The sequence below is a fragment of the Sporosarcina koreensis genome (genome assembly GCF_001531445.1).
In the GTDB taxonomy this organism is placed as follows: Bacteria; Bacillota; Bacilli; order Bacillales_A; family Planococcaceae; genus Sporosarcina; species Sporosarcina koreensis_C.
This window is the reverse complement of record NZ_LQYA01000062.1, coordinates 1-10,543: the sequence shown is the minus strand read 5'-3', so window position 1 is coordinate 10,543 and position 10,543 is coordinate 1. Positions and strand designations below refer to the sequence as shown.

Sequence of the window (10,543 nt, the reverse complement as noted above, 5' to 3'; positions counted from 1 at the left end):
GTCCAAACGGCGGTGAGGGTCCAAACGGCGGTGAAGGTCCAAACGGCGGCAAAGGTCCGAACGTAGGAGAAGGTCCGAACGGCGGCGACGGATCTACTGGCGGAAGCGATCCGAACGGCGGGAATGGACTGAATGGTAGTAACGGTTCCACAGGAGGAGAGGGTCCGAATGGCGGAAACGGCCCGGGTGGCAACGATATAACCGGGGGCGACGGTTCTAACGGCAGTTCAACAGACTCCAGTAATGGAACCTCAGGCAATACGACTGGCGGGGGACCTACAAAAGAAAATGCCCCACCAGATGGCGAGGAAAAAACTTTACCAGAGCATCTCAAAACGTTAAATAGTTATCAAAAAAGTTTTTTCAAAGGCTTAGATGGTGCATTATCGATAATGGCAGGATTCAAGATTACAGATTTGGAGACGCACAAGGGAAATCGGAATCTGTATCGTGTTAATGGAAAAGCCCAAATTCTCAAAGGCGATAATCGTTTTAGCAAATGGGTGAATAAGCGGTACTCTGATTATCTTAACTCCTTTGACAACAGAAAAGACGTCATCATCGGTAATAACGATGGAGTATATAAGCCTCGGGATGGTAAAGAGATTAAGAAGAAGCATATCAATGGTTTCTTGAAGGAAATCACATCACCAAAAAAGATGTTGAAAGATGTCAAATCGTACCTGAAGAACAACTGGGTGCCGAATAAAGATTTCTTCAAAATGAAGACTATCATGAAAGGCAACGGCGTATTGAATGTTGCTTTAAGTGTCGGCAGTAATCTTGCTCAAGGGAAGACAGGCACCTCTTTAGCAGCGGGTATTACGAAAGACGTTATTGTAGGAGCCGCTACAACGGCTGTTAGTGCCGCCGCCGGAATCGGAGCAGCAGCAGCTTCTGGTGCAATGTTTGGAAGTGTTGTTCCTGGCGTAGGTACTGTCGTAGGAGTCGGAGCGGGAGTTGTATTTGGATTACTGACCCAGACGAAATGGGGCAAAAAAGTTACCGGTGCAATCGAAGCAGGTGCAAAGAAGGTATTCGATGGAGCAGTAAATATAGGGAAAAGTTTGTTTAAGAAGTTTGGTTGGGGGTCGTAGGGAATGGGAAATCCGTTCAAGGCAATGATATTTGGATACTTACTTCCACTAGGGTCGGCAGCGGTTGTAGTATTCATTCCGGATTATGATAGAAATTCAATTCCTTGGACTATTGTAATCCTTGCTATATTGCTAATATTGCCGATTCTATTATCAATCCGATTCCCTACCAATAGGAAGAAAGCGTATATATTGACACTTACGTATCAATTGTACGCTTCGACCTTCTTTTTCACTTTTCCATTGCTCAAAGTTTTGAACGGGCATTTAGTGATTCAGATACTGTTGATCGGCATATTCGTCATTATATACTTTCTTGCACGGATTGATCAGCGGACGGAAGTCCCAATCGTCTTCCCGGATTCCGATAAAGTGAAATGGATGGCCTACCCTTATTATGTAATCCCTTTTCTGCTTGCAATACTAGGCGTTGGGGGAAATATCTCGGCAACCCGAATACTATTCGATTATTTTGGCGCAACTACAATGATGCCTTATTTTACTACAATTATATATCTGTTTTCATGCTGGCTCTTATTTCTATTTAGCTCACTTGCTTATAAGTCCCATGTAAAGGAGGGGTATTTGGAAAAATGAAGTATATACAAGTTCTTGGAATTGTAACGGTTGCAATGATTGTGTTCAGCTTTGTCATGGTCCTCGCTATCCCGAACTTTTTGGTTCATTCGACGATTGTCATGATTTTTTCATATGGATTATTAGGGTATTTAACTCGAACATTTCATTTTCCATACTTTTCCGCTTACATGTTGGCATGCACATTGGTTGTATTCAATGCACTATTTGCCCAATTCTTTTACGGACTTCCGATGTTGTTTGAACCGGATGTAGCACTGTTCAGTTTTGTCAATGCAACTGTGATTGCGATAGTAAGTGTATTCATTTTTAGGAAGGTAGAAGCAAGGAGGGCTCATAGTTGAGAGAGGCAGCGTTTTATTACAATGCACAGCTACTGAAGATTATCGGGTACGGCATTGTGGTGATGGTTCCGGTCTGGATGGTATTCTCCAATTATAGCTTTACTTTGTTATCCGTCGATTGGGGGGGAAGGGAAAGCCTTGTCAACTTATTGTTGAATATCATCCTTTTCGCCATTTTTATTCACCCATTATATTCATTATACAAAAGAGTAAGTATTGACGAAGAAATGGAATTCAAGGAAATGCTGAAAAGCTTTATTTGGTCAATCGGACCGATTTTAGTAATAGGCATTTTAGTTTCTGCCTTGGTGTATGGTGGCATATTCGCATTTTACATTCCAGGGTTTTTGATTGCCCCCTTTTTGTTCATACTGCCTTTCATGTACCAACGCGATAGTACATTGCGCAATTGGATAAAAACATCCGTTGAATTCTATCTAGACAACTTTATTCAAGTATGGATACAAATCATCTTTTGGTCATGTTTTACTACATTATTATGGTTTGGAGTACTTTATATTACTTCTTTCTTGGAAATGAATTATGTTGCATTTAACGTGACAAGGCTTGTATTTTCATTAGTGATTTTTCCTTTTGTAGTGTTCTCTTTATCAGAAAAACTACTAAGCATGACAGAAGAGGTGGATGAAGAATGGGCGAACTGACATTTAAGAAGACAAATACTGCGCTCGCTGTTGTGCTGACGAATGTGACATTCGGCATTTACTTGCCGTATTGGTTCATTTCACGTAGAGATTCGATCAGCCAACTTGGGAAAGTACAATTGAGCTATAATTGGCTGAAATTCTTATTCGTCATGTATGCGTTTCTCGCCTTCTATTTTGTCATCGGAGGGGCATTCCTTACCGAGATGGGTGTTGATTTTATGGATACATTTAATATTATCATCACCTTTATAGGACTTGGCATTACATATTATTCTGTTTTCCGTGTTGCTGAGGCAATTGAAGAGAAGAACGGAGAAAATATTTTTAATCGGGTGTTATTGATTTTATTCCACATCTGGTATTTGCAATATAAAATCAACAGACTTGAATGATTGAAGGGCAGTATGGTATGAAGCAATGGCGTTTGCCCACAAAGGGGAGGGAACTTGATGGCTTCACAACAAAACATCAACAGGCCTGTGAAAGCGGATAATCTTATTGTTTTTACATTCTTTCTGCACCTTTTGTTACTGCTATGCGCCAGCGCTGTACCAGAAGGAAAATTCTTCTTTTGGCTGCCCATCAATCTGACAGTAGAGGCTTTCATCATGTTGCGCCTTGTCCTATTGTGGAGGCGTTATAGCAAGCTCGAACCGAGACGGTACAATTCTCTTCAGTTGTATTGGATCCTTACCGGACTTTCCATTTTTGCAATGATGCCTTTTGTTAGGGCGACATATGGTTCGGTAGCTTTTTGGCCTTTCCTGATAGGTACAGTGTTTTTATTCCTATGGAGTCATTTATGGAAAGAGCCGATTGCTTCAGTATTTGTGAATCCCCGCAAAGCGAAGCAACTTGTCAAGTGGCCGAAAGCGCTCGCCATCATTGTTATCATAGGACTGGTCATCATGACGGTGCTGCGCTTCACACCGGCACATCCTAACTTGGGGCTTAGTATTTTCATATATATGATAGGGGGTTTTATGGTTTTTTGTGCAACTCCTTTTTCACTTGACGAAGATCGAATCGAGAAGCTAAAGGTCGATTAAGAAGGACAAAAGGTATGCCATTTAATCAAGTGGAGACGAAGTGAGAGTGTGAAATAGCGGGAGAGTGAACAAAATACTAGAAAAAAATGCATCCGAACCGATTGCAGAAACACGTCTGGGATTTACTATTGTCTTGCATCTCTTTTTATTAATAGCCGCAAGTGCCGTTCCGGAAGGTCGTTTTTTCTTTTGGTTCCCTATTAATCTAGTGGTGGAGGCTTTAATTATTTTCCGTGTAATTACGATGTGGAATCGATACAAGCACGACACAAAGCGTTACTATTCCATCCAACTGTATTGGATGCTTATTGGGTTCTCAATTTTTACGACAATGCCTTTTGTAAGAATGAGTTACGGAACAGTAATTTTCTGGCCACTATTCATTGGTACTTTACTACTCTTCGTATTAGGACATCTTGTGAAAAAGAGGATAGGAGAAGTCTTTGTTAATCCGCGTAAGATAAAGCAATTAGTAATGTGGCCAACAGCACTTGCAGGAATTGTCCTCCTTGGCATTGCGATCATGGTAATTCTACGATTTCAATCGGTGGATGAGAATGTTGGATTGGTTGTCTTTGCATACATGCTCGGAGGGTTTGCAGTATTCATTGCAACCCCATTTACGCTAACGGAAGAACAATTCGAGGAGCTGAAGGGCAACTGAAGTAGATTGATATAACATCAACAGACAAGATTGATTGAAGGGGTGTTTACGCTGAAAAAGTTTAAATCCATCCGCAATGAAAGAGGTTCGATGAGCATAGAGTTCCTAGGCATACTCCCTTTTTATTTCCTGTTTTTCTTATTGCTTTGGCAAGTTGTCGCTTCGGGCTATGCAGTGCTCAGCTTGAAATCAGCTGCTAATGATGGTGCGCAAGTGTATGCTTTGACGGGGAGTGAAATGCAAGCGAGGGAGGCTGTAAACGAATCAATTGGAAATAGCAGTTTGCTGACTAATGCGACTGTCACTGTTACATCTGGCGGAAATGGACTATTTGACTTGAAGATCGCAGCGAGGCATCCTCTCGTGTTCATCCCCGAAAAGTGGAAGTCGACAATGTCAGTCGCAATCGACTCTAAGGCTGCTGGCAAGGTGATGCTCCAGTGAAGTATTTGGATAATGAACGAGGAAGCGGCCTCGTGTACATTCTCTGGATTATGGTTACATCAATCGTTATTTGTGTCGTCGTCTTAAATATCGCAAAGGTGTATGCCGTGAAGCAACAGGCAGTAAATGCTACACAACTAGCCGCGCTGGCAGGGACGTCCGTGTTGGTACTAGCGACCAAGGACGCGATTAAGGAGTTTGACATAGATTCTGAGGTTGAGGAAGTTATCGAGCAAAGGACTTTGCAAAGAGAAAATGACGAAAAATCCATTGGCGAGCTTATTGACGAAAAAGCTGGTGAATATAGAGGGCTTGCAAAAGATATTGCATACATCAAAGCGATGAATGATATCCTACCTCCAAGAATGGCCGCTTATGGTGAATTAAATTCCCTAGTGAATAAACATGTAGGAGGGGTTAAAGAATCTTTTAAGCGGACAGTGCGCGACGTAGTTAAGAAAAACGGCGGCAACGAGGAACGGATTGAAGTTACCTTTACATCTGAATACCGGGTAGAAGTGGAAGCAGACGTAACATATGAAGCGATTACAGATAGTGCCGAGGAATATATCAAAAGCATGACAAATGAAGTTCCGCAAAAAGGCTATGGCCCGTCATTGGAATTTTTAAGAGGCGTGTCGACCGGCGGATGAAAAAGATGAAGGAAAACCTACATTTTCCCTCATCTTTTTTAATTTGCTAGTTAAACTTTATAACCATTCGACTTGCCGGTAGGGTTGGCATGCGGACAAGATCAATCGACAAATTCTGGTCTTCAACGACTGTATAATCAAGTTCATTTACAAGGAAGGAAAGACTCGCTTTCATGATCTCGACGGTGATATCCTCGCCTGGACAACGGTGTCCCCGAGCAGGATCTCCACCGCCTTGCGGAACAAAGTTATAAAGTGTCACTTTCTCCTCAAAAAAGCGCTCTGGCCTGAAGACCTCAGGTTCCTTCCAACTCTTCGGATCGTGATTTGTACCGTACATATCGACGAGTATCGTATCGCCTTTCGTGAATTGGTATCCTTTCCATTCAAAATCTTGGTGGGCTATCGCACCTAGAAAAGGTGTAAAAGGGTAATAGCGTCGAACTTCCTGAGCAAACGCCTCTAAATAATTATCATCCGCTCCATTCAACCTCTCACGAAATTGTGGATATTCATGCAGAGCAAGCGCTTCAAAAACAATGAACCGGGCAACCGCCACTATCGGCCGAATAACGCTTATCAATTCGACCGCAGCGATTTGCGCATCCAACAACTGTCCATTTTTATCGCGATGAGTTGCGATGACTTCCAGTGCATGACCACTTCCTTCCACTGTTCCTGAACGAAACTCTTCAATTAATGAACGGATCCAGTCCTCAGTCCGTTTCCGCGCCTTCCGACCCTCCCGATATCTCGGCCCGACTCCACCGAGTGCATCAATCAAAGCTCCTAAATCATATGCCCTCTGTGACACTTCCGACTCTTTCAGAGGCACACCCGCCCATAAACAAGCGACGCTGCATAAGACCTCCTCAGCTTCATCGAATAAAACGATATTCCGTCCGCTTCTCCATTGATTTGATCGCAATCTCCATTGCTCCAGCGTCAATTCATGTACTCGCTTTATTGCAGTCTCCGTCATAAGCGATAAAAACATCAATTTCCGAACTTGATGCGCTGTCCCATCGAGTATCTGCACACCGCCTTCCCCGAACAGCGATTTCTGTATCCGCTTCGGAACCGCTCCCGACCGTTGGAAACGCGAAGCATCGTACATTAATTCCACTGCATCCGGACCTGTCATGCAAATCATCTTTTTCCCCATCAATCTCGTCTCAAAAATATCGCTTCCAAGCTCATCAAAACGATTCCGCATAAAATGGTAACCTTCCGTCAATAAATCAAAAGTATGATCAAGACCTTTGTCTATAGGTATTGGCATTCTATTCTACAACTCCTATTCACATTGTGATGAAGTAAATATTCCCTGTTTTATGAGTTGTTAACGTTAAAAACAATATATTGATTCTTAAATACTAGTCAGAAATGATTAATTCGTCAAACTGATTTTTATATTCTGAAAACATATTGTATTCCTATGTAATTTCATTTGAAATTACTTATAATTATTCACTAAATAGTGAATTACTAGTTTATTAGGATGGGGAGAGGAGTGGCGGGCAGCGCCAACGTATCGGAATTGCCTGGGCGATTGCACTGCGACCGAAATTGATTATTTGTGATGAGCCGGTTTCCGCCTTGGACGTCATCCAAGCACAAAAGTTGAATCTATTGATCAAACTGCAAAAGGAATATAACACATTCATTTTTATAGCGCATGGATTGCCGGCAGAAAAATACATTAGTGATCGGATAGCCGTTATGTATTTAGGGAAAATAGTTGAAATCACTACGAAAGCCCAATTATTCAATAGACCGATGCATCCGTATACAGTAAGCCTTGTTTCAGCGGTGCCACTTCCCGATCCTTATATCCGGGATCGGGAAAGGGTGATTCTTGAAGGAGATATCCCAAGTAATGTGGATATCCCGGCAGGCTGCCGATTTCGGACGAGATGTCCCTATGCGGAGAAAAAATGTGAATTAGTTGAACCAGAACTGATGGAATTGGAAGCCGAACATTTCGCGGCTTGCCATTTCCCGTTGAACACGGATGCCTCTACTGTACTGTCGGGGGAAGAAGGGATGGGAAATCATGAAGGAATTTTTGCAAACGAAACAAACTGAGATGCTTTCACTATTGGAGAAGCTTGTCAATATCGATTCCGGCTCGCAACACAAAAAAGGAATCGATGAAGTGGGCGGGATATTAAAAGAGGCTTATGAAGAATTAGGCTTTGCTGTCGACGTCATTGAAGAGGCCGAAAACGGGAATAACATGGTGATTACGTATCATGGCAGCGAAAATCCAACAATGCTAGCTGTTGCACATATGGATACAGTTTTCCGGATCGGGACGGCGAGTGAAAGGCCGTTTACGATCGAAGGAGACCGAGCGTATGGACCGGGAGTCATAGATATGAAAGCGAGTCAAGTATCACTTCTATATGCACTTAAGGCATTGAAGGAAAATAACCAGGGAGCACTTGAAAAGATACAAATTGTCTTAAATGGTGATGAAGAAATCGGCTCGCATACATCAAGACCAATCATTGAGAAATTTGCAGAGGGGAAAAAATACGCACTTATTATGGAGCCTGCAAGGAAGGATGGTTCACTCGTAACTGCACGTCGTGGAGCAGGCCGTTATTCCGTTTATGTGACTGGAAAAGCCGCTCACTCGGGCATTGAACCGCAAAACGGCATTAGTGCAATCGAAGAGATTGCTCACAAAATCATCAAGCTACATGCATTGACGAATCACGAAGATGGGATTAGTGTAAGCGTCGGTTTGATTGAAGGAGGGGAGTCAGTCAATACGATTGCCCCGTCAGCCGCTGCTCATGTGGATGTGCGAATCACTTATGCGGAACAAGCGGAAGAAATTGATCGACAGGTAAGAGAAATATGTACAACATCGGACGTCGCCGGCACAACGATCAGGCTGGAAGGCGGCATTAATCGTCCTCCGATGGTGAAAAACGAGCAAACGATTCAGTTTTTGGAACTTATTAAGGAGACAGGTGACGAGTTAGGAATTAAAATAACTGACGTTGCAACCGGCGGAGGATCTGATGCTTCATTCACTTCAGCAATGGGCGTTTCAACGATAGACGGCTTAGGCCCTGTTGGTGGAAACGCACATAGTGTTGATGAGTATTTGGAAGTTCCTACTTTAGTGGAAAGAACAAGCTTACTGGCAGAAGTAATTCGTAAACTTGCAAATAAATAATGAAGAAAAAGAGGTTCCCGTCATCATCGACCGGGAACCTCTTCAACTTTCTCGTAAATCCCTTCATCTACATAATAAAAGAAGTTCTCATCGGACATGAGCAATCGCAATTCAGGATCACCGTCAATACTGTTCGCAGTGCCGTAAATGAGCAATTGTCCGTTTTCAGGAGAGAAAAAGTAATCCGCATCTCCCTCTGGATTCCTGTAATGGTCACCTTTGAATGAAGCTGTGATTTTTTGTAGGTCTTCTTCATCCGCATCGACAGCTATAAATGTAAGCATATCGTCGTAGTAACCGACCGTCATGCCTACTGCAGAGTAGTAATGATAGGTGTCAGCATCGCCCATCGGCTCTTCATCCAAAATTTCCGGCTCTCCCCATATCGCTTTCGCATCTGAAGGAGCATCGCCTAATATCAGGCCGTACACTACTAGATTGCCGTCTTCCATGTCAAAGACAAGCGGTTTATTTTCTATTCCAGTCGTTTGCTCAGCACCTTCTTCGTGTTGGTATTGTTCGTCCAACTCCTTGCCGTCGTCAACTTCGACAGTTGATTGGTTATCCTCATCCTTGATAACCGGATCAGACGACTTGTTATCCGAACAACCTGCAATCATGAAGATCAGAACTATTACCGAAATACAAAGCCAACGTTTCAATGAATTCACCTCTTTTTATGATTAGGAACAGCTTTTTTGACGATCCATGGAATAAACGAGAAGTCAACGCGTTAAAACGAGAACCCCTCGCAATACCAAGAGCTTCCCTTACACAATGAAAACTTTACCCTATTAGCAAGCCTCATCCCCGTTAACAAGATTATCCAACACTTCCGCTAGCTTATCAATCAAAACAAAAAAGCAGCCTAACAACATCATTAGGCTGCAGCAACATCAATCTATTCCCAAATGAGCCTTCAACTCCGCCTTCACTTCCTCAAGCTCATCGGAATCCATCATATAATACCAGATGCCACCCATCCGTTTCCCTTCACCTTTTACAAACCTAATTTGCTCAACGGACTTTGCGGCGTCCCGGTATTTTTTTTGCACTTCCACCATTTCATCGAATGTCATATTCGTCCGCACATTATTGCCGATCACTTCAAATATACTTTTGAATTTCAACAAACTAGAGAGCTTGGCGCCTTTTTGCAGAATCCCTTGAATGACTTGCTTCTGCCTGTCTTGCCGTCCAAAATCGCCACGCGGATCATCCATGCGCATCCGAACGAAGGCGAGTGCTTCCTCCCCATTCAATGCAATTTCTCCTTCTTGAAATGAATACTCATCGACAGTAAAATCGAGTGAATTTACAACAGACACACCACCGACAGCATCAATAATCTCCTTGAAGCTTTCCATATTCACTTGAACGACATAGTCTATCGGAATGTCGAGAAAATGTTCCACCGTGGCAAGAGACATTTCGATTCCGCCATAAGCATATGCATGATTCAGTTTATCTTCAAATCCCATCCCGACAATTTCGTTGTATGTATCGCGCGGGATGCTCAGCATTTTCGTCGATTGAAGCGTCGGATTGACGGTCAGGACGATCATCGTATCAGAACGCCCTTTATCGCCCTCTCTTTCATCCACTCCTAAAATGAGCACGGAGAAAGGGTCTTGCGTATGAAAAGCGACCGGATCCTCCCGTTTTTCAGAGAAGTCACGTTCCATCGGCTCATGGATCTCTTTCGCTGTCTCCGTCAATTCATTTACAAAGAACAGCGCATAGCAAATGAGGCCGATCACTAGGAAGCAAGTAATTCCTCCCGCCCACAACAACACCTTCTTATACGATTTATCCCAAGCTTCCGCCATTGTTC

At 43.0% G+C, this 10,543-nt stretch carries 12 protein-coding genes and 2 pseudogenes; 11 read left to right on the top strand and 3 right to left on the bottom strand.

Features of this window, described 5'->3' with window-relative positions; translation table 11 throughout:
- The 9 genes and pseudogenes from AWV70_RS23805 to AWV70_RS09980 form a co-directional block, all read left to right on the top strand.
- Nucleotides 1–1,097: pseudogene (locus AWV70_RS23805) on the top strand (hypothetical protein); the annotation flags it as partial.
- A gap of 3 nt (nt 1,098–1,100) precedes the next feature.
- Complete coding sequence (locus tag AWV70_RS10015) at nt 1,101–1,694, top strand: hypothetical protein (RefSeq protein WP_060206649.1); 594 nt, start codon at nt 1,101–1,103, stop codon at nt 1,692–1,694.
- Nucleotides 1,691–2,038 (top strand): hypothetical protein, encoded by a 348-nt coding sequence (locus AWV70_RS10010; protein ID WP_060206647.1) that lies wholly within the window; start codon nt 1,691–1,693, stop codon nt 2,036–2,038. Before AWV70_RS10015 ends, AWV70_RS10010 begins: the two co-directional genes overlap by 4 nt.
- Nucleotides 2,035–2,703, top strand: coding sequence for a hypothetical protein (locus AWV70_RS10005; protein ID WP_060206645.1), 669 nt, complete (start codon nt 2,035–2,037; stop codon nt 2,701–2,703). Before AWV70_RS10010 ends, AWV70_RS10005 begins: the two co-directional genes overlap by 4 nt.
- Nucleotides 2,691–3,098 carry a DUF4234 domain-containing protein gene (locus AWV70_RS10000; RefSeq protein WP_060206643.1) on the top strand — a complete coding sequence of 136 codons (408 nt, stop codon included), beginning with the start codon at nt 2,691–2,693 and terminating at the stop codon, nt 3,096–3,098. Before AWV70_RS10005 ends, AWV70_RS10000 begins: the two co-directional genes overlap by 13 nt.
- A gap of 57 nt (nt 3,099–3,155) precedes the next feature.
- Entirely contained in the window at nt 3,156–3,755 is a 600-nt protein-coding gene (locus AWV70_RS09995; RefSeq protein ID WP_060206641.1) for a hypothetical protein, read from the top strand.
- A gap of 64 nt (nt 3,756–3,819) precedes the next feature.
- A complete protein-coding gene (locus AWV70_RS09990; protein ID WP_060206639.1) occupies nt 3,820–4,419 on the top strand; it encodes a hypothetical protein in 600 nt (199 codons plus the stop codon).
- Nucleotides 4,420–4,509: 90 nt separating this feature from the next.
- On the top strand, nt 4,510–4,863 hold the full coding sequence (locus tag AWV70_RS09985) for a hypothetical protein (RefSeq protein WP_060206637.1): 354 nt from the start codon (nt 4,510–4,512) through the stop codon (nt 4,861–4,863).
- Entirely contained in the window at nt 4,860–5,516 is a 657-nt protein-coding gene (locus AWV70_RS09980) for a Tad domain-containing protein (RefSeq protein WP_060206630.1), read from the top strand. Before AWV70_RS09985 ends, AWV70_RS09980 begins: the two co-directional genes overlap by 4 nt.
- A 46-nt stretch (nt 5,517–5,562) precedes the next feature.
- Here the strand turns inward: AWV70_RS09980 and AWV70_RS09975 are convergent, their stop codons facing one another.
- Nucleotides 5,563–6,798: a cytochrome P450 gene (locus AWV70_RS09975; protein ID WP_060206628.1), complete on the bottom strand. Its 1,236-nt coding sequence runs from the start codon at nt 6,796–6,798 to the stop codon at nt 5,563–5,565.
- A gap of 224 nt (nt 6,799–7,022) precedes the next feature.
- Here AWV70_RS09975 and AWV70_RS09970 point away from each other — a divergent pair.
- Nucleotides 7,023–7,604: pseudogene (locus AWV70_RS09970) on the top strand (oligopeptide/dipeptide ABC transporter ATP-binding protein); the annotation flags it as partial.
- On the top strand, nt 7,573–8,709 hold the full coding sequence (locus tag AWV70_RS09965; RefSeq protein WP_060206625.1) for a M20 family metallopeptidase: 1,137 nt from the start codon (nt 7,573–7,575) through the stop codon (nt 8,707–8,709). The pseudogene AWV70_RS09970 and the gene AWV70_RS09965, both read left to right, overlap by 32 nt.
- Before the next feature lie 23 nt (nt 8,710–8,732).
- On the opposite strand, the gene AWV70_RS09960 is transcribed toward AWV70_RS09965, so the two are convergent.
- Both AWV70_RS09960 and AWV70_RS09955 read right to left on the bottom strand, forming a co-directional pair.
- On the bottom strand, nt 8,733–9,371 hold the full coding sequence (locus AWV70_RS09960) for a hypothetical protein (protein ID WP_060206623.1): 639 nt from the start codon (nt 9,369–9,371) through the stop codon (nt 8,733–8,735).
- A gap of 234 nt (nt 9,372–9,605) precedes the next feature.
- Nucleotides 9,606–10,538: an LCP family protein gene (locus tag AWV70_RS09955; RefSeq protein WP_060206651.1), complete on the bottom strand. Its 933-nt coding sequence runs from the start codon at nt 10,536–10,538 to the stop codon at nt 9,606–9,608.
- Nucleotides 10,539–10,543: the final 5 nt, after the last annotated feature.

Excerpts from the sequence above, each read along its gene's own strand:
- AWV70_RS10015 (WP_060206649.1), top strand. The coding sequence starts at position 1,101 with ATGGGAAATCCGTTCAAGGCAATGATATTTGGATACTTACTTCCACTA.
- AWV70_RS10010 (WP_060206647.1), top strand. The coding sequence starts at position 1,691 with ATGAAGTATATACAAGTTCTTGGAATTGTAACGGTTGCAATGATTGTG.
- AWV70_RS10000 (WP_060206643.1), top strand. The coding sequence starts at position 2,691 with ATGGGCGAACTGACATTTAAGAAGACAAATACTGCGCTCGCTGTTGTG.
- AWV70_RS09995 (WP_060206641.1), top strand. The coding sequence starts at position 3,156 with ATGGCTTCACAACAAAACATCAACAGGCCTGTGAAAGCGGATAATCTT.
- AWV70_RS09985 (WP_060206637.1), top strand. The coding sequence starts at position 4,510 with ATGAGCATAGAGTTCCTAGGCATACTCCCTTTTTATTTCCTGTTTTTC.
- AWV70_RS09975 (WP_060206628.1), bottom strand. The coding sequence starts at position 6,798 with ATGCCAATACCTATAGACAAAGGTCTTGATCATACTTTTGATTTATTG.
- AWV70_RS09965 (WP_060206625.1), top strand. The coding sequence starts at position 7,573 with ATGAAGGAATTTTTGCAAACGAAACAAACTGAGATGCTTTCACTATTG.
- AWV70_RS09955 (WP_060206651.1), bottom strand. The coding sequence starts at position 10,538 with ATGGCGGAAGCTTGGGATAAATCGTATAAGAAGGTGTTGTTGTGGGCG.